This window comes from Chryseobacterium sp. JK1 (assembly GCF_050632815.1).
GTDB lineage: Bacteria > Bacteroidota > Bacteroidia > Flavobacteriales > Weeksellaceae > Chryseobacterium.
Window position 1 is genome coordinate 50920 of record NZ_JBODRU010000004.1, and the last position, 23791, is coordinate 74710.

Genomic DNA, 23791 nt, shown 5'->3' on the forward strand with positions numbered 1-23791 from the left:
TTTAGTTTTGTATCTTTTTGTTTGATACTTTTCTCATGCTTTCTCATAATTCTCGAATGTTAAATCTCTATGGCCCACCGTAATATGAGGGTGGAAGGAATAGCTGATGAAGTTAAACTTCTGTTTTACCCTATTGCAAAGTTCCGTTAGTTCAGTATTGTTTTCCGGTTGTACATAGATGACAGGATTTTTTGGATTGGGAAAACTTCCAAAACCATTGAGCTTAACTTCAAAAGGGGGAAGATCTGTATCAATGTCATAGAACGCCTTAAAGATGTCACTTTGAAGATCATGTTCTCTTGAAAAGGTGGGGAAAAGCGTAATATGGGCATCATTCTTTAAAGCCTTTGAATTCCCATAGTTTTCCACAAAATCTTTCTTAAAGGTTTTAACGTCTTCAATAATTTCCTGAGGAGGGTATATCGCTATGAAGTAAAGCTTTTTCATACAGCAATTTAAAATATTTTAAATGAATTCTTGATACATAAGAAAATTATGCATAAGTTTGTAATGTATAAAATGACTCTATGAAAAAGAATAGTCTTTATAAAGGTACTTTACAGAACATCATTTTGAAGCTGCTTTCAAAAGAGGTGAAAATGTACGGTTACCAGATTACCCAAAGAGCAAAAGAACTTACCCAGGGCGAGCTTGAAATGACAGAAGGAGCCCTATATCCACTGCTGCACAAGTTGGAAGGTGACGGAATGATTACTTCAGAACTTCAAAAAATCAATGGCCGGGACCGAAAGTATTATCTATTGACCGAAAAAGGAAAAAAACAACAGGCAGAACAGGAGAGTGAAATGAAAAGCTATTTGGTAAACCTTCAAACAATCTTTAACATATGATCAACGCATTACAGGAAAAGCAGATTACGGACTATCTGATTACTCAAAATCTTTCTCTTGATATTTTGGTAGAGATAAGAGATCATATGACACAACAGATCATTGACCTTCAATTGGAGGAAAATCTCAGCTTTAACGATGCATTCTCAAAAGCAAAAGAATCCTGGACCGGAGAATTTAGAATGGTACATTACTGGCTTTTTTTTCCAACAAAAATTCCTTTAATTGCCAGAAGAATCATCAGCGGAAAATATAATAATATGCTGAAAAAATCTTTGGTGGTAGGTATACTGTCTTTGTTGATGAATATTTTGCTGGTCAGTTTTTCAAATAATGAGGAAGCTTATACTGTTTTGTTCAGAGCTTTCAATGGTTTGTTTTTGCTGGCCATTGTTGGTGTATGGCTTTCAAATTTTAAGATGCATCGATATATGAGGTCGGATTTTAAGTATCAGGGAAAGTGTTTTTACACTTTATATCAGAAAAATACAGGATTGATGATTGGTTGCGCCTTGGGAATGATGCAGATTGTATCCAAAAACGGACATTATGTGTATGAATTTTTCAAAAATGCAGATAAGGCAAACTTCTCAATGGTTTTTACAACACTTTCTTTTCCTTTCATATTGCAGACATTCACAGTTTTTGCCCTTTTAAATTTTTATGAACACAAAAAGAATTTGTCAGGGGTACAGGAGTTTGTAAAATCTACGACCAGTGCACAATAAACCTACATTCAATATCTAATAACAAAAAACGAACGAACCATGATTACTTTACAGGAAGAAAAAGAGATTGTAAGATATCTTTTATCTAAAAATTTGAACAGGGATTTATTCATCGAAATTAAAGATCACTTCACTGAACAGATTTCAATCCTTATGGATGAGGAATCCATTATATTTGAGAAAGCTTTTACTAAAACTCAACAAAGTTGGAGCCGTGAACTTGAAATAGTAAGAGCAGACTTCTTTTCATTCAGGAAAATAACCAGGATAGAGAGAGAAATAGTGCAGAGAAGATTCAGGAGCATTACAATTTGTGCATTGGCTTTCTCGTTGATATTTTCAACATTGATCTTTAGCAATACAGATCTTTTCATGTACATAGAGATTTCTTTATTGGGAATAATGGCGGTATTATTGGGGTACAACTTTATTTTCAGAAAAATGAGACTGTATCACTATATGCAGTTAAGCTTTCACCCATTAATTCTTAAAAATGTAGCCTTGGGTATTGTTCTTTTTTCCTCCTTATACTTTCTTTATGATGGTCTTACCCCGATAGGAAGCGGAATGATGAAGGCTTTCTTTCTATATGCTATGGCTGCTAAAATTCAGCTTCTTTATTTCAAAGCAAAGAAAACTAATGTGCTGATTTAAGTTGGGAAATCGTGTTTTCAAGATGATCTGTAATTTTTTTAACTTCAATATGAGGCTTGAAAATGGATCCTTTGCCTTTTTCCTCATCTGCGATATTAGAAAGGATGATTACCGAAGTTTTGGTATCTGGATAATAGATATTTAAAGAAGGAGATCCTTTTACATATCCACTGTGAAAATAAGAATTGGGCTTGCCAATGTTTACCATAATTCCATAGGCATAGCCCATCTTTCCGAAAACGGCATGATGTCTTTCTGCACTTTTGCCCATAAATTTCTGTAATGTTTCAGGTTTTAAAATCTTTCCGCCATACAAAGCATTATTCCATGTATGAAGATCCTGAATCGTAGACAGTATTCCTCCGGCAGGAATTCCAATATCTTTTCCTCCAAGCCTCTTGGGCATATTGGGAACTTCCTGAAATTTATTGGCTGTACCGAGATAAGCTCCTGCGAAATGAGTTCCTTTAAAAACATCAGCTGTTGAAGAATGATGCATTCCCACTTTTTTGAAAAGTTCCAAAACATTATCATCATAAGACTTCCCTGAGACTTTTTCCACAATTTTTCCCAGAGCATTAAATCCGTCATTAGAATAGAAAAAATCTGAACCGCTTTTAAACATGAGTTTTCCACCCATCAGATTCAGTCCCGAAGTATGGTTCAGAAGTTGATGAATGGTGATATTTTCATACTCCTTAATTTGGAATTCTTTGAGATGACTGGAAACTTTATCTGTAAGATTCAGCTTTCCCTGTTCCATCTGGAGCAAAACCAAAATTGCTGTGAATTGTTTACTTACAGAACCGATGGCAAAAATGGTACTGCTGTCGATCTTTGTTTTGTTCTTAAAATCAGAATAGCCGCTTTGTTTTCTGTATAATGGCAAAGTGTCTTTAAAAACGGCAATACTCCCATTAAAATGATACTTTTTAAATACAGAATCGATCTGCTGTTCCAACAGAGTCTTTTGAAAAGCATTGATGGTAGAATCTATTATGGCTTTTTTATCTATAGTTTTAACCTGTATTGTCGGTTCATTTTTACATGATACTAAAGCAATGAATAGAAGTATAAGCGGGAGAAAAGGGAATTTTTTTAGAGTCATTTTGTATTTGGGAATAATTTTTTGGCAACATTGTTACCCAAAAATAACAAAAAACTCTCAATGTAACCAGAGACTTATATTTGAATATCACGAAGATAAATAGGAATGAATACAGGAATCACTTCTTTTTAACAAACGCAATGTAGATATCACTTATATTTTCTTTGGATGTGAAAAATTTTACAAAAGCTTTAGGAATGTAATACACCTCATACCGGTTGGCATAGAGAAAATAACTTTTGTTGAATATTTTGTAATCCAGCACTTTACCATCCAATGAAATAAATGATTGAGATGTAGCATAAGGCGGACCAGTGGCGATTTCACCCATTACTCTTTCATATCCGTTGTTCAATAATTGTATTGTTTGGTGCTTTGAAAGAGCATTTTTCGTATAAATTGACATGGTACCATCGTGATAAATATCGTCCGGTTTAAATTCCAGTAAATTTTCTTGTTTGACAGCCTCTGAAGGAATTTCCAGCGTATAATTTCCATTGGCGTCTGTTTGGGTAGAGTAGATCTTCGTTATCGTAATAAAGCTTACTGTTGCGGTAAGAGGTTTTCCTGATTTTTTAGCTACTATTTTTCCTGTAAAAAGGGTAAGTCCATCTTTCTTTACAGGCTGCTTTTGTCCCTGATTTTTATTCTTTGAATGATCTTTCTGAACGGTTGTTTCATGCTTTTTCAATGGAATGGTCTGTCCCGGAACTGTCGTAAATACACTTGCCGTAAGAGCAATTCCCGCAGCAACCTTTGTGATAGGATATTTTCTTGATGAAAGCTCTACAAAATCTGTGTGAAGAGTAGGGATGGGAGTGTTGAGCTGTTCTTTTAATACAATACCACAGAATGTTTCACCTCTTTTCTGTTCAAGAACTGCCTTTATTTCAGTGGAGCTGAGGTTGGAGAGATTGAGGACACTTTTTTTACAGACACTACAGAATTTTCCTCCGGGAATATCCTGCATATCATCCATCGTTTGGGAGCATGGATTCTCTATTCTTAAAAAAAGGCTCATGTATTTAGTTTTTTTACAAACGAAATTTGCAGGAATTTATTTTGAAATCAGGTCGCAGAACCAGAAAATATAATCCTCATCTTGGTCTCCTGTTTCCGTTTTTGGTTTGGGATAAGTTTTCATAACGGTTTCTCCAATTTCAAACTGAATCGGATGTTTAAAAATAGGCCCGTCAAAAGTAAAGGTGTGAAACTCTCCGTTTTCTCCGCAGGGATCAATATTTTCAGGAAGATCATCCAGAAATTGCTGATCAATAATCCTTCCGGCAAAACTTTTATCAAGATAAATACCATTTACACAGGTTACGATAGTTTTAAAGCCAAGGCTTAAGAACTCGTGGATGAGGTCAGAGGTATTTTGCTTCCAGAGAGGAAATACCGCCTTCATACCTATTCTGTTTAGCTGCTCTTCACGGTATTGACGAAGATCTTCCAGGAAAATATCTCCAAAGATAGAATGAGTAATATCCTGAGCCTGCATTTCAGCCATTGTGGTACTCATGATCTTCTGATATTCTTCCATGGATGGTTCTTTGGGAAGTTCCATTTTTACCAAAGGAATACTGATAGAAGAAGCCTGCTGTTCCAGAAGAGACACATGAACCCCATGCATCGATATCCTTTGAAATTCCTGATTGATACTGGTGAGAAGGGTCGTTACTTCGTACTGATCATCTTTTAATAAGGTGTAAAGGGCAAGAGCAGAATCTTTTCCGCTGCTCCAATTGAATAAGGCTTTGGGTTTCATTGTCAAAATAAAAATCTCCCAAAAATAGGAAGATTCTGCAAATTAATATTTTTTAGATTGGATTTCTCTGATAGGAATAAAAGCACCGTTGAGATAATCAATTTTCTGTTCGAAAGGATAAGCCGGATTTGACGTAAATAAAACACCTACTGCACCGAAGAATACTCCAATACTCAGATTCCCTACATTGGGACCGCCTGATCTTAGCTTTCCTGTAAAATAATAGTCGTTATCTCTTTTTTCTGCTTTATTGAAGAGATTTTCTATAGGAAGATAAATATATGGGTCGCCTTTATAAATAATTGCATAGATGTCATCCTTTTTTATTTCTTGTTCTTTGCCATCAACCATTTCATAGATCCTTACAATTTTTGGCATGTTGCCATAAAACTTCACATTGCTAATTTCTTTTTGAGGCTGCTGATTTTTTAAAGAAAGATAATCGTTATAAACGCCGTCTTTTAACTGTGGAGAATTGTATAAACTTATAGACTGTTTATCAGTATCATCAAACTGTTTAATCTGATCAAAGGTATATTTCACAGTTGTGTCAGCTTTTCTGGGGACATTTTTCACTATAAATTGTGTGAGCATTTCGCTGCCTTTTCTTAAAATTTCTTTTGTAACATCCATTGACCTGTGATCTACAACAGTATCTGTTTTGTCAAGTAAAGAATAAGTTCCGTCTTCATTTTTGGCAAATAAAAATCCTTGGAAATAACAATATCCAAATTCTGTGAATGCTTTGGTCACTTCTGCAAAATATAATTGCTTAAGATATAAGACCAAACTTCCATTCTCTGTATTTTCATTATTTACACTATTCAGAATATGTTGAAACTGATCGGGAAGCGATGATGTAGGAATGACTTTTGCTTTTGCATTGAATGCCCCCTGTTGAATAATTCCTACTGAAGTTGTATCAATTCTACGATCAATGACTGTGATTGTTTTGTAGTAGCTTTTATCTGCTTTTTGAGTGGGAAGACTGATTGTGAAATCTTCTGTTCGTTTTTGTGAAAATAAAATAGATGATACTCCTACTGCTATCAAAAATGATATTCTTTTTAAATGGGTTTTCATATTGGTTATTTTGAATTGTAATACCTGATAAATTTAATGATTAGTTTATTAAAAATAAAAAACCTCAAAGAAATCCTTTGAGGTTTAATTTTATGAAAATGTCTGTCCGATAGTGGATTACATATTTCTTCTGTATTTACCACCTACTTCGAACAAAGCATTGGTGATTTGCCCAAGAGAACAGTATTTTACAGCATCCATCATAACCTCGAAAAGGTTTTGCTGGTTGATGGCAGCGTGCTGTAGTTTGCTTAATGCTTCTTCAGACCTGTTGGCATTTGCATTATGGAAGTTGTGAAGAGATTCAATCTGAGCTTGTTTTTCTTCTTCTGTAGAACGAATAACTTCTCCCGGAAGAACTGTTGGAGAACCGTCTTTTCCAAGGAATGTATTCACTCCGATGATTGGGTATTCTCCTGTATGCTTCAGCCATTCGTAATGCATAGACTCTTCCTGAATTTTAGAACGCTGATACATGGTTTCCATGGCTCCAAGAACTCCGCCTCTTTCAGTAATTCTGTCAAATTCTGTATAAACTGCTTCTTCAACAAGATCGGTAAGCTCTTCAATGATAAATGATCCCTGAAGCGGGTTTTCGTTTTTAGCAAGACCCAATTCCTTGTTGATGATCAACTGAATGGCCATTGCTCTTCTTACAGACTGTTCTGTAGGAGTAGTAATCGCTTCATCATAAGCATTGGTGTGAAGTGAATTACAGTTATCATAAATAGCATACAATGCCTGAAGCGTTGTTCTGATATCGTTGAAATCAATTTCCTGAGCGTGAAGAGAACGTCCGGAAGTCTGGATATGGTATTTCAACATCTGGCTTCTTTCATCGGCTCCGTATTTCAGTTTCATGGCTTTTGCCCAGATTCTTCTTGCGACACGTCCGATTACTGAATACTCAGGGTCAATACCGTTGGAGAAGAAGAATGATAAGTTGGGAGCAAAATCGTTGATGTCCATTCCTCTTGACAAATAATATTCCACATAAGTGAATCCGTTTGCTAAGGTAAATGCCAACTGAGAAACAGGGTTAGCCCCTGCTTCTGCAATATGGTATCCAGAAATGGAAACAGAGTAGAAGTTTCTCACTTTTTCTCTGATGAAATATTCCTGAACGTCACCCATTAGCCTTAGAGCAAACTCAGTGGAAAAAATGCAGGTATTCTGTGCCTGGTCTTCTTTTAAAATATCAGCCTGAACAGTACCACGAACGGTAGCAATTGTTTTAGCTTTAATTTCTGCGTATACTTCTGCTGGAATTACTTCGTCTCCTGTTAAACCTAAAAGTTGTAATCCTAAACCATTGTTGGATGGAGGAAGTTCACCATTGTATCTTGGTCTTTCTAACCCTTTATCATCGAATTTTTCTTTAAGCTTAGCTTCAACCTTAGCTTCTAATCCGTTTTCTTTGATGTATTTTTCAACATTCTGATCGATGGCAGCGTTCATAAAGAAGGCTAACAACATAGGTGCAGGACCATTGATCGTCATTGAAACTGAAGTTAATGCATTAACAAGGTCAAATCCTGAATAGAGTTTTTTAGCATCATCCAGGGTTGCAATAGAAACCCCGGCATTACCAATTTTACCATAGATATCTGGTGGTAAAGCTGGATCCTGACCATATAAAGTTACCGAGTCAAAAGCTGTAGACAGACGTTTTGCCGGCATTTCTGCAGATACATAATGGAATCTTCTGTTGGTTCTTTCAGGGCCTCCTTCTCCTGCAAACATCCTTGTTGGATCTTCTCCTGTTCTTTTGAACGGATAAATTCCGGCTGTATAAGGGAAACTTCCAGGAAGATTTTCCTGTCCTTTCCACTTGATCAGATCTCCCCAGTCATTGTATTTTGGTAATGCAATTTTTGGAATTCTAAGGTGAGATAAAGATTCTGTGGATGTTTCTACTTTAATTTCTTTTCCTCTTACATAATAGGAATAAAATTCTGCATGGAAAGCTTTCTTCGTATCATCCCAGGTTTTAAGGAAGTCGATGTTTTCCTGTTGAAGGTTTTTTTCCGCTTTTTGATATTCCGCATCTAAAACTTCATTAGAAATGATATTTTTTACCCCTTCAATATGATACATTGTTCTTGCCAGTTCAGCCTGCTTTTCAATGTTGGAATCATATTGTTTGTTGTTTTCTACAATTTCAGAAAGGTAACGAACTCTTTTTGGAGGAATAATCGTCACTTCGTCTGTAATTTCCTGCTCAACGAATGTGCTTAAATGTAGATCTGCAAATTTTTCATTGACTTTAGAAACCAGTCGGTTATATAATTCTGTTGTACCGTGATCATTGAACTGAGAAGCCTTTGTAGCATATACTGGCATATCTTCCAATGGACTTTCCCATAATAAATGGTTTCTCTGGAATTGTTTTCTTACCGCCTGAAGCGCATCTAACGCTCCTCGCTTGTCCGATTTGTTCAGTGCTACAAGATCTGCATAATCTAGCATGTCGATTTTTTCCAGCTGTGTTGAAGCTCCATATTCCGGAGTCATCACATACATAGAAACATCTGCAAAATCCGAAACTTCTGAACCAGACTGTCCGATACCTGAAGTTTCCAGAATGATAACATCCGGATGTGCCAGTTTCAATACATTCAATGCAGAATGGATGAACGGAGAAACGGAAACATTGTTTTCCCGGGTTGCCATAGAACGCATATAGACTCTGGGATCATTGATCGCGTTCATACGGATTCTGTCTCCAAGAAGAGCTCCTCCTGTTTTCTTTTTGGAAGGGTCTATAGAGATAATAGCGATTTTTTTATCGGTGTTGGCGCGTAAGAAACGTCTTACCAATTCGTCTGTTAAAGAAGATTTTCCTGCCCCTCCGGTACCTGTGATCCCGATAATTGGAATGGTAAGATCTTTAGATTGTTCATCGATAGCTTTTACAAGCTCAGGTTTTTCGTCTGAAAAGTTTTCAACAGCAGAGATAATTCTTGCAATGCTTGTTGAGTTTTCAAAGCTGATAGCATTCAGATCTTCTGCCGTGACATCTTTTCCGGTAGCGAAATCAGATCTTTTTACCAGATCATCAATCATTCCCTGAAGGCCAAGCTCACGGCCGTCGTCCGGAGAGTAAATTCTATCAATTCCGTAAGCCATCAGTTCTTTGATTTCCTCAGGAAGAATTACACCGCCACCGCCACCAAAAATCTTGATCTGTGGTGAATTTTTCTCTCTCAAAAGATCGTAGATATATTTAAAATATTCATTGTGACCTCCCTGATATGAAGTTAATGCAATAGCATTGGCATCTTCCTGGATTGCTGTATTTACAACTTCCTCTGCAGATTTATCGTGTCCTAGGTGGATCACTTCGCATCCTGTTCCCTGAATGACACGACGCATAATATTGATCGCAGCATCGTGACCATCAAATAATGAGGCAGCTGTTACGATTCTTACCTTGTTGGTTGGAGTATATTTTTGGGTTTCCATAAAAATTCTAGAAAGTTTCTAAGTTTCCAAATATAATAATAAAAAAAGAACCTTGTGTTTGATTTTATTGTATTGAATATCATTTTGTTGTAGAGCCCTATTTAATTATATCTCCCCATTTTATGTTTGAGAGTTTCACACTTGAAGAGGTTAGAAGTAAAGTAACCCTAAAGCAGTGTGAATAACAGGGGTTTATTTTGAATTGGGTACATCTTTATCTTGGTCGAATTAATTTCTCTACTTTTGCAACATATTTTACAGATATGCAAAAAGCTTTGATATACTTCTTACTGGGAACTGTCGTAAGTTTCCTTATTAATTATTTCCTGTTGAGTTCAGAGAGTGTTGGATTAGAAATCTATTATGCGGTAGCCTTTGGAGCAGCATGGGGAATTGCTTATTATTTGGATACTCCTCATTTTACACTACCCAAGAAACTGGGATTGTCTTTCGTAGCGATGGGAATTTTGGTTTTGATAGGAACCCTCATTTTTAGTCTTGAACTGGCTATCCCATCTATTTTGAAATTCTCTATGGTTTTTGTAGCCTACTATCTTATAGCAAGCTTTAGAGGAAGTAAATCTTTAAGAAACTAAAAATAAATTCGGCTGTCAGAAATGACAGCCGAATTGTTTATTTAATGAATCATCAGGAAGCTTACTATCGCAAGTCCGACGACTAAAAACATAAAGGCAAAGAAATTAAGAGTAAACAATGTGCTTCCAACGATGAAACTTACAATCCCATGGGAACGGTACACTCTGCGATGCGCTACAAAGAAATAGATAACAATATAAAACAGCAGACCAAAGAGGGTAAGGTATAAGATAAGGTTAAGTGGACCAAAACTTGAAAAGCTTATGATTTTGGCCACCAAAAATATAAGCAGTATATTCAGTAATAGAAAAGAGAAGTAATGCAGTGTGAAAATCCCGTGATCGAAATACCACCATTTTTTCTTGCTGTGGAATATCCATAAAAAGAAGGCGAAAAGGGGCAGATAGATGAAAAGAGCCTTTGGTAGATTATGAAAAGATTTTTCTACCATATTTTTCATAATTTCCTCTTTTGTTACTCCGTTTTCTTTGAGTTCAAAAAACTTGTGAGCGACCGGAGTCTGAATAAGATCAAATACTGACGGGTTTTTAGCTGCTGCTGAATCATATGATTTTCGGGTCTTATATCTTCCATAGCCAACATTATCGTCAATCTTCTTATTCATTTCCAGTATATCTTCAAGATCGTCTATCTGGGCAGAGTCTGGGATGGTACTCAGGCTTTTAATGGTTACAGAATCTTGTGGAGTCAGGATCTTTTTAGATTTTATACTGTCCAGCATTTTCTGAGTTTTCATAGATTTCATTTGTTCCAAAAACTTCGTTTTACTGGCATTGATGTCCTTCTTTGAACCAAAGTTAAGAGTCATCATTGGAAACAGTGCAAACACGAAAAAGGTAATGAAGCTCACAAAAATATAAAGCTTTACCGGTGGTACAAATTTCTGTCTTTTACCTTCCAGATAAACATTGGTAAGTTTACCAGGCTTAAACAGCAGATTTTTTACCGTTCCCCAAAACTGTCCGTCATAATGAGTAAAGTCTTCCACAAAGTGGGTGAAAAGGAAATGGAATGGCTGTCGTCTCTCAATATTTTCCTGTCCGCACGAGGGGCAATATCTTTCTTCGACCTGATGTCCGCAGTTTAGACAGGTTTTATCTTCTCTTATTTTTCCGTGGCTCATGGATATAGATTTGTGCGGTAAAGATAATTATTTTGGGAAATAAATAATTATACTGATGGGTTTTGCGGAAATCTTTAAAGAAAAATTAATAAAAGAAAGAGTTGAGGGAATAAACTCTTTGCTTTGTCATTTGTGTTTTTAGAATCTTTAAACGTTTTTTTTTCATCGGGGCAACACTTCACAAGTTTTGTGCCAAAAGAATTTCTATCGTTAAAGTCTATTGTTATAAGGCTGAATAACAGATATTATACAGATTAAATGAAATATGTTTTTGGGATACGAAAATAATTTGTACCTTTGCACACCCTTTTAGGGGTAAATTATGTTTAATCTTTAACTAAAACGTGTGAATACATTAAGTTACAAAACTGTTTCAGCGAACAAAGCTACTGCTAATAAAGAATGGGTTGTGGTAGACGCTGAAGGACAGCCGTTAGGAAGACTAGCTTCTACGGTTGCAAAGATTTTGAGAGGTAAGCACAAAACGAACTTTACACCTCACGTAGATTGTGGTGATAACGTAATCGTTTTGAATGCTGGGAAAATTACGCTTTCCGGAAACAAGTGGGCTGATAAGACTTACATCTGGCATACAGGATATCCTGGAGGACAGAAGTCTATGACTGCGGCTGAACTTCAAAAGAAAGATTCTTTAAAGGTATTAGAGAAGTCTGTAAAAGGTATGTTACCTAAAAACAGATTAGGAGCTGCTATCCTTAAGAACCTTTATTTATATGAAGGAACTGAGCACAAACATGAAGCTCAACAGCCAAAAACAATTAATGTTAACGAATTTAAATAATTAATTATGTCTATAGTTCACAAAATCGGAAGAAGAAAAACTTCTGTAGCTAGAGTTTATGTAAAACCAGGTTCTGGAAACATTACAGTAAACGGTAAAGATGCTAAAGAATATTTCTCTACAGACGTGATGGTTTATAAATTAAACCAACCGTTTATCCTTTCTGAGACTGTTGGTCAGTATGATGTTACCGTAAACGTATTCGGTGGTGGTAATACAGGACAGGCAGAGGCTATCAGATTAGGTATTTCAAGAGCTTTATGCGAAATCAACGCTGAGTTCAGATTAGCATTAAAGCCAGCTGGTTTACTTACAAGAGACGCAAGAATGGTGGAAAGAAAGAAGCCAGGTCAGAAAAAAGCAAGAAAGAGATTCCAATTCTCAAAACGTTAAGATTTGCTGTTGGCGAATGGCTTTTAGCTATTGGCTTCAGGAATTTATTAAAATTTTTTTAAACTTAATCTCGGCGAAAAGCCAATTGCCACAAGCAAAAAGCAAACCGCCAATTGCCCGTTACGTTTAGCATCCAAACGCTTCTCCCATCTAAAGAAGTTGTTGATTGTTTAAAAGACGGAAAGTAAACTAACAAAAACAGAAAACATGGCAAAAGCAAATGTAAAAGACCTTTTAGAGGCTGGCGTACACTTCGGTCACATGACTAGAAAGTGGAATCCAAATATGGCTCCATACATTTTTATGGAGAAAAACGGTATTCACATTGTAGACTTACATAAAACAGCAGTTAAATTAGATGAAGCATGCAGCGCTTTAGAAAAATTAACTTCTGCAGGTAAAAAAGTTCTTTTCGTAGCTACTAAGAAGCAAGCGAAAGAAGTGGTTGCAAAACACGCTTCTGAACTTAATATGCCTTATATTACAGAAAGATGGCCAGGAGGTATGTTAACGAACTTCGTTACTATCAGAAAGGCGGTAAAGAAGATGAACTCTATCGACAAAATGAAAAAAGACGGTACGTTCGAAACTTTATCTAAAAAAGAAAGATTACAAGTTGACAGACAAAGAGCTAACTTAGAGAAGAACTTAGGTTCTATCGCTGATATGGTTAGACTTCCATCTGCTGTATTTGTAGTTGATATCTTAAGAGAGCACATCGCGGTAACTGAAGCTAAGAAACTAGGTATTCCAGTTTTCGGTATCGTTGATACAAACTCTGACCCAAGAAAAGTTGACTTCGTTATCCCAGGAAACGATGATGCTTCTAAGTCTATTGATATGATCCTTAGCGTAGTTTCTGAATCTATCAAAGAAGGTCAGTCTCAAAGAAAAGCTGATAAAGAAAAATCTAAAGAAGAAGGAGAAAAAGTGTCTGCTGATACAGATACTGATTTCGATGCAGAATAATTAAAGATTTTCTTTAATATAGGAAAAACGCTGGATTTCGATTCAGCGTTTTTCTGTTTTAATTAGGGCATACCATCGTGTCCTCTATGTCGGGGTCAGTGCTGGAGATAACTATTCCCATTCTGCATTTTCCTGAACAGCACGTTAAGCCTACTTAAGACAGCTTTTATATCCTCCTTTCATTTCTTGAGACTTTCTTTAAGTCTTTCATAGTTTTGTTTTTGTGTGTTTCCTACTCTGTACGCTTTTCGGATTCCGCAATTGTCAGTTTTAGATATAATAAAATATTCACTTGAATTTAAGGAGGGGGGTCAATAAATATTTCTATTCTAAGTAATAACAGAATTATTTCCTATAATCATAAATAAAAAAGTCATCTCTGGAATGAAATGACTTTAGAATGCCGTAAAGCTATTTTTTAATTCGAAATAGACACCGAATAAGAGCTTGTAATATACTTTGTAGATTGGTATACAGAATTGCAAACCATTCCTGATAATCTGTAGTTTTGATTCTTTAAAACCATTGTATATCCAATTTTTCCTGCACCTATAGGGATTTTCTTGAAGAAATTATTCCCGCTTACAGTTAAGACCATATTACAGTTGGACTTATTGGTTACCGAAATTGAAGTCTTGGGATTGTTGGGAGAATCACTGTTCAGAAGGTCATTAAGTACATCAGCGGTTTCTGCTTTGTAGGTTTTGATTAGCTCATTGTATTCCCTTTCTGTATTGGCAGTATTACCTGCATTGTTGGAAGGGTAGGAGGTTCTTGTAGGATAATTGCCGTAGTTCACATTACAGCTCATGAATAGTAATGAAACTCCAGCGAAAAATAATAGCTTTTTCATATCCATTTATTGTTTTTTACTTTTCTTTTTTCAATGGCCTTTCCTTGACATGTTCATTTTGATATATCTTACTCAGTTTCGGTCTGATTGGGATAATTTTAATGGTTTATTTTATCAGCTTATCCGGAATTTAATGTAAGTAATTGTTTTGCCTTTTGCCGAGAAAAGACCTTCATAATACGTTTGAATATCTCTCAAATGTTCTGTATTAGGGTCATATTCAGGAGCTCCATAAATGTCGTGGTGGGCTGAGATAATTTCATAGCCGGCACCTTGTAAATATCCAAGTGTATATCCATGCAGGAATTCTGAATCGGTTTTTAAATGGATAATACCTCCAGGCTTCAGGAATTTTTTATAACGGTTTAAAAAATCCGGATGGGTTAATCTGTGTTTTGTTCTTTTGAATTTTATTTGTGGATCAGGGAATGTAATCCAGATTTCATCTACTTCGTTTTCCGCAAAGAAATAATCAACAAGCTCTATCTGCGTTCTTAAAAAACCTACATTATTCATATTGTTTTCTACAGCTTCTTTAGCTCCGAACCAGAATCTTGCCCCTTTGATATCAACCCCGATAAAGTTTTTTTCAGGGAATGTTTTGGCGAGCCCTACAGAATATTCTCCTTTACCACAACCTAATTCCAGAACGATAGGATTGTCATTTTTAAAGAAATTTTCTCTCCATTTTCCTTTCAGTTCAAAGCCGTTTAAAGCATCTTCTCTTGAAGGTTGAATTACATTTGGTAATATCTTGTTTTCTGCAAATCTTGCTAATTTGTTCTTGCCCATTGAATTATAAAATGAGTGCAAAAATACTAAAAATTTACAGAAGATCTCTGTCTTTTGAAGGTAAAAGACAGAGAGATAATTTGTTTCACTATTGATTTATTGACTGCCCAAAGCAACCATAATAGGTCTCTGTATTGTTTTTTGTGATGAATATTGGGCCCCGCACACGAGGCTGCTGAAAAGATACTGTCCTTTCTCGATAACAATAGAATTTTCTCCCTGAGCAGGAACCGCAAGTCTGTATTTGGTAGTTCCTACTCCTTCCATTCTTACGATAATATTACAATCCGATTTATTCTGGATCATAACAATACATTCTTTAGCATTCGGATCGTTATCAAATAGAGAATTAAGGATCTTTACGGTTCTGTTTTTATGTTCAACAGGAGAAACTGCCATTAGCATATTGAACTCTTCTGCTTCAGCATTTGGAATCGCACTATTGGCGGCAGTATTTATTACAAAAGCATTTTGCACAGTACTGGGTGTGTAAACGGCAGTATATTGTTTGGCGGAAAGTTCAGCTTTATATTTAGAGATCTGTTTTTGTTTTATAATCGCATTCATCTCATCAAAAGTGATTTTTGTAGAAGGTCTTCTCTTCAATAAGGCCAGCATTTCCTGCATATCTTTCACTTTTTTATCTGAGGAATTTGCATTTTTAATGTATTCCTTCATCATGTCCATTACTCTGGGTTTCAGGACGGATCTTCGGGGATCATCGGGATGAGCATCTCTTAGAAAAGCATTAATTTCATAAATATTTTTGCTTTTCAAAATTTCACTATAATCTTTACCTTTCTGTGCAAAAAGGTTCAGACACAAGAGTGGGCAAAGAAGTAAAAAACTTTTTTTCATTCATTAATATTAAGTTAGAATTTGGTACTTCTCTTAATTTGCGCTCAGGTTATTAGTATAGTAAGATAACGGAATATTATCATATTTATTTAAAACACTTCTTTGTGATGTAAAATTAAACATGTTTTGAATACTTAATGAAATGTTTATTTTTCATCGTCAAGTATGCTGTATTTCAGTGTGAAAGATACAATAAAAATGGTTTCAAAACGGGATTAGTTTCTGTGTATGTGAAAAAAAATCCCCGTGCAGAAATGTACACGGGGAATATTTTTATTCAAAATATCATCTATTATTTTCCTAATTAGTAAGAACTTCCTGAAGGTGAGAATTTTTAAGCCTTCTTTGATATATAGGTAAATATTTTTCAATAGGAATTTTTATTGCTTCAAAGTTTCCTGCTAATACGTAAGGTTGAATATTTTCAGAAGTATAAACAAACTGAAGGAAATTATCAATCAGATTTTCAGGAATTTTGAACTTTGCAAAATAGTCTTTGCCTAAATAATTTTTAATTTGGGTAACAGAAGTGTTCATCCTTTCATAAGCTTGATAACGCTGTTTTTTCTTTCTTTCTCCCGAAAGTAGATCATAGATGCTTTCAAGACTGAAAGTAAGACCTCCGTCTCTTAGCCCGGCAACCGGAAGTTCCGGAGGAGTTCCGTCTCCTTTAGGTTCCGGAAGCCCAATGACTTTTTTAAGGGCATATGCTTTATCTTCTTTTCTAAGAGAATTTACATCATACCGTAAGTTTCCGGTAGGTTTAAACCTGTTGAGTACAATCTCCTGAATTTCATAATAAGCAATTTTAAGCTCTACCAGATTTTTTTGTTCCACCAATTGTTGGGTGAGTTTGATATCTTTTCTTTCCGTTACAATAGAAGTAAAACGGATAACATCTCCGGGGTTGGCAGGAATGTTGAAATTACCGTTGAAATCTGTAAGAACAGTTTTCTGAGTGTTCAAATTGGTAACGTATACCTGATTGAGGTAAAGAATAGAGTTGTCTCGTATAAATACCTCTCCAGAGTATGTTTGAGCATTAATTTTTGCCAGAAAAATCAATAGCAATATGGTAAACAGTTTCTTCATATAATTGCGGCAAAATTACACAGAAATAAAGCAATTAATCACTAGTTGGATAAAGAATACAGGTTAAAGTTATATTAAACTTTAAGATTAAACTGTTAAGGAGTGTTATAAATTTATTTTTTACCCTTAATTCTGACTAAAAGAGCAGGGAAATAGGAAGAAAAAAGACTGGAAAAAGCTAATGTCATTTTATGAACTTCTTCAGAGCTTTTCTTCTTATTGTATTCTTTATCTATGTTTTACAAGCAGCCAGCTTGAATATTTTATTGAAAGTGATGATCCATATTCTGTCCAGGTAATAAAATACCAATACGTAGCTGTAGGAACATAGCGGCCCCCTATTCTTCCGTCCCAGGTATATTTATTTTCAGGGGTTCCTCTGAAAACCTCTGCACCATATCGGTCGAATACACGGAATACAAGATTATCATTGGCTATAAGGGCAGAATAATTGATGACTTCATTGTATCCGTCGCCATTAGGAGTGATGGTATTGATAAGATTGATAATAGCAAATGGTTTCTTTACTTCTTCGCAACGTTTGGAGTCTCTTACATATACATTATGGGCTCCTCTCGGAACATTGTAGAAAACATTGGAACTCTGCCAAAGTACTGCATCCAGAGAGTATTCGTAAGGAGGTGTGCCTCCGGTTACTCCGACTTTTACTGTTGTACCGTCAATTTCGATAGAAGTAATGGTAGGGGATGGTAATTCTGTGACATTTACATATTGCCTGTAGACGCATCCGTTAAAGGTAAGCTCCACCCAGTAGCTTCCAGCAGGAACATTCGTGATGGAAGGAGTGGTTTCTCCCGTACTCCATAAATATTTGTCAAATCCAGGACCGGCATCTAATGTTGTAGTTGTTTTTGGACAAATAGCCTGATCCACTAGGATAGTAGATTTTTTAGGGATTTTAATCGTAATTTGAATAGAGCCGATTTCTGCACAAACTCCATTTTTTTCAAAACGTATATAAAAGGTTTGACCGGTGGTAATATTTACTGATGAAGGAATAGCATTCACGTTATTCTGCGCATCAGTTAATGTCGTATGAAATGTATACGTTACATTTGGATCTAATGTAAATTGAGGAATAAATTGAGCCAGATCTACGGTCTTTATTCCATCCAGATCATCATCACATACATTTTGTGAAACCACTCTGCTCATAAGTGGGAGCCTTGCTCCGATACTAAACTGTAAAGGCTTTATTACAGTAGCACATCCATCTGGAGAATCTACCCGGATATAAATAGTCGTATTAGCACTATAACTCCATAGGTTGGAAAGAACATTATTATTTCCCGAATTGGCATCTGCAAGATTAGTGTAGTATCTTACATTGGTAAAATAATTGGGGTCATTCAAAACGATCCCTGTAATGTTGGAGAGAATAATATTCACGATCCCATCAAAGTTGTCATCACAGAAAGTACCATTGTAGTTATCAACAACAATTGCTTTGTTGTATAGGGATAAGGTAATTTGAGCAATATTTTTACAGCCTAAACTATTTTTTACAACAGCATATATGATTGTGCCATTAGGAGCTGTATAAATACCCGGTGAAGTAATCAATGCTGCCGCATTTTCTGTTTGTGCATCTGCCAGTGTTGGGTAGTAGGTAATCGTAATAGGGCTGCTACTGGTGGCCACATTGGCTGTGGTAAGATTGAATGTTCCCTGGCCATTAATGTCACAAGCTTTTAATGTCACATTATTTATCGCAAGTACCTGAATATTAATATTGACAGTTATTGTTTCACAATCAGGAAAATCAGGATCGTTTCCACAGAAAGTATAGGTGAAAGTATCATTTCCGGGTGTTCCGGGATTGTTAACCGTATAAGTAATGATTCCGGTGGCCGGATTGATAACCGCAGTTCCTAATGTAGGAGCAGTGCTGATAGTTACTGTCGCAGGAAGCGGTGTTTGTGTAGAACTGCTGAAAGCAGGTGCTATGGTTTCAGCATTACATACATTATAGGTCTTAGTACTGAGCTTGGTACAATTCAGTACTTTATATTGTTCGGTCACCAGAGGTGCACAGCTGCCCATGGTGACTGAGCAGGTATAATAGCCAGGCTGGGTGGGAGTAATTGATGAAGCTGTAGCTCCATTCACAATAATTCCGTTTCTGTACCATTGGTATGTATCATAAATAATAGGATCTACTGTAAGCACTATTCCTGGAATACAGTTTCCTCCGGATTTCAGAATAACTGGCTGAGTGGGAAATCCTGCAAAAAAACCTCCATATCCTACAGCATCACTTCCGGCAGTAATTCCGGCAGTAATTGCTTTATCCGAAACAATGGTAATCGTTCCTGTCACATTCGGAATTCCGTAGGTAACCCAATTGTTGGTTCCTGTCATATTGTAAGGACCGGATGAGGCGGGTGGAATTCCCCCGTTTACGGTAACAAAAGCTCCTCTTTCGGTAATAAGATTAAGTTTGGTAGGGATATTAAGAATACCTGCTGGATTTCCATTTGAGTGAACAAAGTTTTCGTCAATAAAGCCAAGCTCGTTGATCTGTTTCGGGAGATAGCAGTTCAGAGCCGGGATAAAATTGAACCCTCCAGTAGCTACTTCATTTCCACTATTGGAGTCTCCAGCCAAAAGCTGATATACGTAAGCATTCTTACTTGTTCTGATATAGAGATTGTAATGGGAGGTCCCCTGAAGACTGTATTTAGTATCGGGAATTACAAAGTATTTCCCTGTATTAATAGTTGCTACAGGAAGCAGCTCGTTATTAACGTAGATCTGAGTATTATCTTCAGTAGCAATTACAATAGCACCTTCCATATTGGCGCCAATGCTTCCGTTACCTTTTACCAAAGCAAATTCATTACCCAGTCTGTTAACAGGTACGGCCTGATCCATCAGAATATCCGAACTGGAAGTAAAGTTTCCTGCGTACTGTCCGTTGAAATTTCCATTGGTAACATTGACGGGTTGGGTTGCTGTAATTTTTGCTCCAATGAATCCGTCAAAATTTCCAACAAAACTTCCAATTCCATCAATAATATAAGATTGTCCTTTATTTAGGGTAAAAGTAAGGGTTGGGTTGGTGGCTCCGGTGGCTCCGTTTGAAAACAGAACACCAGGATTATATCCGGAAATGGTAACACTGGTATTGTCTTCTGTTGCCAGAACACTGGTCATGAAGTTGAGTATATTATTGTTTACCGTAATGGGAGCTGAAGCAACAAAGAAATTTTTTCCTGTAGAGGGAATTCCTTTTGACGTAATGATTTCTGCATGGTTAAATACCGAGAATCTCATATTGGCGTAGAAAGGAAATTCGGCCTTCAGATAAATTCCTTTTGTTGTGGGAGTAAAAAGATCTGTCTGCTGAGTGGTAATAATATAATCTCTTAGAACATCAAATTTTTGGGGATTGTTTTTACTGATATTTACAGTTCCGATCAGAATATTGTTATTATAGATGCTAACCGGGAAAGAAGTTGTTCTGTTGGTGGATAGATAAAGTTTCTGATAAGGATTAGGCGCGCCGCTTCTATCGACCATAGGAGCAAACCAATGTTCTCTGTCTAATTGTGCAAAAAGAGAGGAGAAAATATAAAATATAAATAAAAAAGATAGAGTTTTCTTCATTTACTATTAGTATTTATCACAAATTTAATAATAAAAAGCATTGTATGATTGAAAATATAACAAAAAAACCACGATTTTGAAATCGTGGTTTTGAAAATTTTAAGTATTAATTCTTACTCTCTGTTTTTAACAAGAATCCAGCCTGTATATTTTACCGGAGTTTTGTCTTTATTAGATTCATTCCAGTTAATGTGGTACCAGTACGTTCCTGTTACAAGCTTTTTGTCGAAGTGCTTTCCGTCCCACTTGTAGTTGTTGAATTTATTTCCGGTGAATACCATATTTCCATATCTGTCGTACACTACAAACGTAAGGTTTTCCTTATATGCCAATTCACTGTAATCGATAAAGTCATTTACATTATCACCATTAGGAGTGATTGCATTCAGAAGGTTAGGAATTGTAATTTCAACGGCCACAGGAGTACAGTTGTAAGAATCTTTTACATAGAATGTATGTTGTCCTCTTGTTAATCCTGTGAAGGTATTTGAGTCCTGCCAGTTAGCCGTTCCGTCAACAGCAAATTTATAAGGAGCTTTACCTCCGCTTACGGTCACTGTTGCATTGTTATTGTTGATCTCAATAGTTTGGATTACCGGATCTTCTACTTTTTTTACTTTTACAATCTGAGTAAGGAAACATCCGTTTTTACCAAGAATTACAGAATATTCTCCTACACTTACATTTCTGATTCCTGAAGTTGTAGCACCTGTACTCCATTGATATGAATCATATCCAGGACCTGCTTCCAGATCAGTTTTAGCATCCATACAGATATATTGGTCAACCAATACTGGTGATTTCTTGATAGGAAGTGGTACCAGTGTGATTTTTGCATTAGCTGTACATCCCTCTGTGGTTGTTACTTTCACATATACAACACCTCCTGTTGAAGGGAAATTGCTTGGAGTTGTTATTTCGTTGATTCCTGCTGTAAGATCATTTATAGTACGATAGTATTTTTTTACTACCAGGTTGTAATCTGTAACATTTGCTTTTGTCAGGTCAAAATAAGCAAAAGGATCCACATCATACCAACATGCTGTAATCGTAGCATCTTTTACTGTAAACGGCACTACGGTAAGGTTTAAAGTTACCTGCTCACAGTCTGTAAATGCAGTGTCGTTTCCGCAGAATTTATAAACAATTTTATCAGCACCAAGATATCCTGCATTAGGAGTATAGGTAATGGTTCCGTTTGGATTTACTACGGCTGTTCCTTTAGTAGGAGGGGTCACAATTACTACTGTACTGGCCACCGGAGTTTGAGTAGAAGAGGTAAATGCTGGTGTGATAATTTTTGTAGAACATGCGTTAAGTGCCTGCGTGGTCTCTTTTAAACAGTTTTGAACAATATAAACCGGAGTGGTAACAGGAGGACATGATCCCATTGTTACTTTTACCGTATAATTTCCAGATTGTGTGGGAGTGTAAGTATAGCTATTAGCACCCGGGATAGCTACTCCGTTACGGAACCACTGATAGGTTTCATAGCTATCATCCACTTCAAGAATAATACCCGGAACACAGTTTCCTGTTTTTTTAGCAATTACAGGGATGGATGAGAATCCTGCAAAGTATCCTCCATATCCTGCAGAACTGTATCCTCCATTGATTCCGGCTGTTACAGCTTTAGTAGAGGTGATTTTAAGGTTCCCGGTAACTCCTGTTATTGCATATGTTACCCAGTTGGTATTTCCTGTTAAAGGGTAAGGTCCCTGGTCTGCTGTTGTAGGTGCATCATTTACCATTACGGTAGCTCCAGTTTCAGTCAGAATGTTTAGCTTGATCACCAAATCACTCTGGGTAATACTAGCTCCGTTGGTGCCAAGAGGCATTTCGTTGATCTTTCCGATCTCATCAATTTTTCTTGGAAGGAAACAGTTCAATGGTGGAATATAGTTGAATCCATTGGTTGCAGCATTGTTTAAGATCCCAATAAACTGGTACAGATATACATTCTTTGTTGTTGAAATGAACATGTTAGAATGGTTTCCTGTTCCTGGCTGAGCTATATAGCTTGTTTCATTAATCCTATACCATTGTCCTGCATTAAGCGTTGCAACAGGTAGATTTACTCCATTTAAATAGACTTCAGTATTGTCTTCGGTAGCCACAATAATTCCTCCTTCCATATTTAAAGTAGCGAGTGTAGATCTTGTTTTTACCATTGCAAAGGTATTTCCAAGTCTGTCAACCGGTACAGATTGGTCAAGAACCGGATCACTTCCTGATGTGACAGCAGAGAAATTGGTGTTACAGTTTCCATTCGTAAGGGTTATCGGTTTATCAGCAACTATTTTTGCACCAATAAAGCCGGTTTGATTACCTGATTGGGACCCTGAGCCTGCGAAAATGAAAGACTGCCCTTTTTGTAATGTAAAGGTATGAGAATTACCTGTGGGATTACCATTGATGAAAACTACACCTGCATTATTCCAAGATACTGTTACGTTGGTATTGTCTTCAGTGGCCATTACCCCCGCTGTAAAATTATAAAGACTGCTTATATCCGTATTGGGACCATGAACGACAAAGAATGTCTTTCCGATACCCGCTTTTCCTTTACTGGTAATAACCTCACCATGTACACTTTGAGCAAGTCTTAAACTACAATAGAAAGGTTTGTCTCCTTTTAAATAGAGTCCCTTGTTGCCTATTGTGAATGCTTCAGTTGTTGTTCCTGTGGAAATCAGGTTATTAGCAACTTTATAAGTTTGCGGATTGTTTTTACTGATAGTAACTGTACTCACCACATTGCCGTTGTTGTATATGGTTACATCAAACGGGGTTGTAGAGTCTGTAGACAGATAAAGCATGTTGGTATAACCACCAACGCTATCGTAGTAAGGAGCAATCCAATGCTCTGTATCTCTTTGTGCAAAGAGTGTATTAATTGTAAAAAAAATTAATACCAAACTGAGTAGAAATCTTTTCATTTGAATGGAATTAGGATTTCTACAAAAATAAAATAAAAAATCAAATACATTTAATAAAATGTGAA

The 23791-nt window shown here is 36.3% G+C and carries 20 protein-coding genes; 7 read left to right on the forward strand and 13 right to left on the reverse strand.

Annotation, left to right across the window (positions count from 1 at the left end; genetic code table 11):
- Positions 1-33 precede the first annotated feature (33 nt).
- Complete coding sequence (locus ACQ76T_RS19135; RefSeq protein WP_431344855.1) at positions 34-447, reverse strand: 2'-5' RNA ligase family protein; 414 nt, start codon at positions 445-447, stop codon at positions 34-36.
- An 80-nt stretch (positions 448-527) separates the two neighbouring features.
- Here ACQ76T_RS19135 and ACQ76T_RS19140 point away from each other — a divergent pair, with 80 nt between their 5' ends.
- The 3 genes from ACQ76T_RS19140 to ACQ76T_RS19150 are packed head-to-tail and all read left to right on the forward strand — an operon-like array spanning position 528 to position 2233.
- Positions 528-851 (forward strand): PadR family transcriptional regulator, encoded by a 324-nt coding sequence (locus tag ACQ76T_RS19140; protein WP_431344856.1) that lies wholly within the window; start codon positions 528-530, stop codon positions 849-851.
- Entirely contained in the window at positions 848-1579 is a 732-nt protein-coding gene (locus ACQ76T_RS19145) for a hypothetical protein (protein ID WP_431344857.1), read from the forward strand. Before ACQ76T_RS19140 ends, ACQ76T_RS19145 begins: the two co-directional genes overlap by 4 nt.
- A gap of 39 nt (positions 1580-1618) precedes the next feature.
- Positions 1619-2233, forward strand: a complete 615-nt coding sequence (locus ACQ76T_RS19150) for a hypothetical protein (protein WP_431344858.1) — start codon at positions 1619-1621, stop codon at positions 2231-2233.
- On the opposite strand, the gene ACQ76T_RS19155 is transcribed toward ACQ76T_RS19150, so the two are convergent.
- The 5 genes from ACQ76T_RS19155 to ACQ76T_RS19175 all read right to left on the reverse strand — a co-directional run bounded on the left by ACQ76T_RS19155 (position 2217) and on the right by ACQ76T_RS19175 (position 9657).
- Positions 2217-3341 carry a serine hydrolase domain-containing protein gene (locus tag ACQ76T_RS19155; RefSeq protein WP_431344859.1) on the reverse strand — a complete coding sequence of 375 codons (1125 nt, stop codon included), beginning with the start codon at positions 3339-3341 and terminating at the stop codon, positions 2217-2219. The genes ACQ76T_RS19150 and ACQ76T_RS19155 overlap by 17 nt on opposite strands.
- A gap of 118 nt (positions 3342-3459) precedes the next feature.
- The gene (locus ACQ76T_RS19160; RefSeq protein ID WP_431344860.1) at positions 3460-4362 is read right to left on the reverse strand and encodes a hypothetical protein; all 903 of its coding nucleotides are present in this window, start codon (positions 4360-4362) and stop codon (positions 3460-3462) included.
- Between the two features lie 36 nt (positions 4363-4398).
- Complete coding sequence (locus ACQ76T_RS19165; protein WP_431344861.1) at positions 4399-5109, reverse strand: diphthine--ammonia ligase; 711 nt, start codon at positions 5107-5109, stop codon at positions 4399-4401.
- 42 nt (positions 5110-5151) lie between these two features.
- Positions 5152-6192 (reverse strand): hypothetical protein, encoded by a 1041-nt coding sequence (locus tag ACQ76T_RS19170; RefSeq protein ID WP_431344862.1) that lies wholly within the window; start codon positions 6190-6192, stop codon positions 5152-5154.
- A gap of 117 nt (positions 6193-6309) precedes the next feature.
- Positions 6310-9657: a methylmalonyl-CoA mutase family protein gene (locus tag ACQ76T_RS19175; RefSeq protein WP_431344863.1), complete on the reverse strand. Its 3348-nt coding sequence runs from the start codon at positions 9655-9657 to the stop codon at positions 6310-6312.
- A gap of 263 nt (positions 9658-9920) precedes the next feature.
- Between ACQ76T_RS19175 and ACQ76T_RS19180 the strand changes: the two genes are divergently transcribed.
- On the forward strand, positions 9921-10253 hold the full coding sequence (locus tag ACQ76T_RS19180; protein WP_431344864.1) for a hypothetical protein: 333 nt from the start codon (positions 9921-9923) through the stop codon (positions 10251-10253).
- A gap of 41 nt (positions 10254-10294) precedes the next feature.
- On the opposite strand, the gene ACQ76T_RS19185 is transcribed toward ACQ76T_RS19180, so the two are convergent.
- Positions 10295-11398, reverse strand: a complete 1104-nt coding sequence (locus ACQ76T_RS19185) for a DUF3667 domain-containing protein (protein WP_431344865.1) — start codon at positions 11396-11398, stop codon at positions 10295-10297.
- 346 nt (positions 11399-11744) lie between these two features.
- Between ACQ76T_RS19185 and rplM the strand changes: the two genes are divergently transcribed.
- The 3 genes from rplM to rpsB all read left to right on the forward strand — a co-directional run bounded on the left by rplM (position 11745) and on the right by rpsB (position 13562).
- Positions 11745-12200, forward strand: coding sequence for a 50S ribosomal protein L13 (gene rplM / locus ACQ76T_RS19190; protein ID WP_027375420.1), 456 nt, complete (start codon positions 11745-11747; stop codon positions 12198-12200).
- 6 nt (positions 12201-12206) lie between these two features.
- Entirely contained in the window at positions 12207-12593 is a 387-nt protein-coding gene (rpsI, locus tag ACQ76T_RS19195) for a 30S ribosomal protein S9 (RefSeq protein ID WP_007843277.1), read from the forward strand.
- Positions 12594-12800: 207 nt separating this feature from the next.
- On the forward strand, positions 12801-13562 hold the full coding sequence (rpsB, locus tag ACQ76T_RS19200) for a 30S ribosomal protein S2 (protein WP_431344866.1): 762 nt from the start codon (positions 12801-12803) through the stop codon (positions 13560-13562).
- A 418-nt stretch (positions 13563-13980) separates the two neighbouring features.
- On the opposite strand, the gene ACQ76T_RS19205 is transcribed toward rpsB, so the two are convergent.
- The 6 genes from ACQ76T_RS19205 to ACQ76T_RS19230 all read right to left on the reverse strand — a co-directional run bounded on the left by ACQ76T_RS19205 (position 13981) and on the right by ACQ76T_RS19230 (position 23726).
- On the reverse strand, positions 13981-14415 hold the full coding sequence (locus ACQ76T_RS19205) for a DUF6759 domain-containing protein (RefSeq protein WP_431344867.1): 435 nt from the start codon (positions 14413-14415) through the stop codon (positions 13981-13983).
- A gap of 114 nt (positions 14416-14529) precedes the next feature.
- The gene (gene trmB, locus ACQ76T_RS19210; RefSeq protein ID WP_431344868.1) at positions 14530-15207 is read right to left on the reverse strand and encodes a tRNA (guanosine(46)-N7)-methyltransferase TrmB; all 678 of its coding nucleotides are present in this window, start codon (positions 15205-15207) and stop codon (positions 14530-14532) included.
- 96 nt (positions 15208-15303) lie between these two features.
- Positions 15304-16065 carry a DUF6759 domain-containing protein gene (locus ACQ76T_RS19215; RefSeq protein ID WP_431344869.1) on the reverse strand — a complete coding sequence of 254 codons (762 nt, stop codon included), beginning with the start codon at positions 16063-16065 and terminating at the stop codon, positions 15304-15306.
- Between the two features lie 300 nt (positions 16066-16365).
- On the reverse strand, positions 16366-17157 hold the full coding sequence (locus tag ACQ76T_RS19220) for a hypothetical protein (RefSeq protein WP_431344870.1): 792 nt from the start codon (positions 17155-17157) through the stop codon (positions 16366-16368).
- 228 nt (positions 17158-17385) lie between these two features.
- Complete coding sequence (locus ACQ76T_RS19225; RefSeq protein WP_431344871.1) at positions 17386-20787, reverse strand: T9SS type B sorting domain-containing protein; 3402 nt, start codon at positions 20785-20787, stop codon at positions 17386-17388.
- Between the two features lie 113 nt (positions 20788-20900).
- A complete protein-coding gene (locus ACQ76T_RS19230; protein WP_431344872.1) occupies positions 20901-23726 on the reverse strand; it encodes a gliding motility-associated C-terminal domain-containing protein in 2826 nt (941 codons plus the stop codon).
- Between the last annotated feature and the right edge of the window lie 65 nt (positions 23727-23791).

Bases quoted from the DNA above. Each gene is read 5' to 3' on its own strand.
- ACQ76T_RS19220 (WP_431344870.1), bottom strand. From the start codon at position 17,157: ATGAAGAAACTGTTTACCATATTGCTATTGATTTTTCTGGCAAAAATT.
- ACQ76T_RS19185 (WP_431344865.1), bottom strand. From the start codon at position 11,398: ATGAGCCACGGAAAAATAAGAGAAGATAAAACCTGTCTAAACTGCGGA.
- ACQ76T_RS19230 (WP_431344872.1), bottom strand. From the start codon at position 23,726: ATGAAAAGATTTCTACTCAGTTTGGTATTAATTTTTTTTACAATTAAT.
- ACQ76T_RS19150 (WP_431344858.1), top strand. From the start codon at position 1,619: ATGATTACTTTACAGGAAGAAAAAGAGATTGTAAGATATCTTTTATCT.
- rpsB (WP_431344866.1), top strand. From the start codon at position 12,801: ATGGCAAAAGCAAATGTAAAAGACCTTTTAGAGGCTGGCGTACACTTC.
- ACQ76T_RS19175 (WP_431344863.1), bottom strand. From the start codon at position 9,657: ATGGAAACCCAAAAATATACTCCAACCAACAAGGTAAGAATCGTAACA.
- ACQ76T_RS19180 (WP_431344864.1), top strand. From the start codon at position 9,921: ATGCAAAAAGCTTTGATATACTTCTTACTGGGAACTGTCGTAAGTTTC.
- ACQ76T_RS19205 (WP_431344867.1), bottom strand. From the start codon at position 14,415: ATGAAAAAGCTATTATTTTTCGCTGGAGTTTCATTACTATTCATGAGC.
- ACQ76T_RS19215 (WP_431344869.1), bottom strand. From the start codon at position 16,065: ATGAAAAAAAGTTTTTTACTTCTTTGCCCACTCTTGTGTCTGAACCTT.
- ACQ76T_RS19135 (WP_431344855.1), bottom strand. From the start codon at position 447: ATGAAAAAGCTTTACTTCATAGCGATATACCCTCCTCAGGAAATTATT.
- ACQ76T_RS19160 (WP_431344860.1), bottom strand. From the start codon at position 4,362: ATGAGCCTTTTTTTAAGAATAGAGAATCCATGCTCCCAAACGATGGAT.
- rpsI (WP_007843277.1), top strand. From the start codon at position 12,207: ATGTCTATAGTTCACAAAATCGGAAGAAGAAAAACTTCTGTAGCTAGA.
- ACQ76T_RS19155 (WP_431344859.1), bottom strand. From the start codon at position 3,341: ATGACTCTAAAAAAATTCCCTTTTCTCCCGCTTATACTTCTATTCATT.
- ACQ76T_RS19225 (WP_431344871.1), bottom strand. From the start codon at position 20,787: ATGAAGAAAACTCTATCTTTTTTATTTATATTTTATATTTTCTCCTCT.
- trmB (WP_431344868.1), bottom strand. From the start codon at position 15,207: ATGGGCAAGAACAAATTAGCAAGATTTGCAGAAAACAAGATATTACCA.
- ACQ76T_RS19170 (WP_431344862.1), bottom strand. From the start codon at position 6,192: ATGAAAACCCATTTAAAAAGAATATCATTTTTGATAGCAGTAGGAGTA.
- ACQ76T_RS19165 (WP_431344861.1), bottom strand. From the start codon at position 5,109: ATGAAACCCAAAGCCTTATTCAATTGGAGCAGCGGAAAAGATTCTGCT.
- ACQ76T_RS19145 (WP_431344857.1), top strand. From the start codon at position 848: ATGATCAACGCATTACAGGAAAAGCAGATTACGGACTATCTGATTACT.
- ACQ76T_RS19140 (WP_431344856.1), top strand. From the start codon at position 528: ATGAAAAAGAATAGTCTTTATAAAGGTACTTTACAGAACATCATTTTG.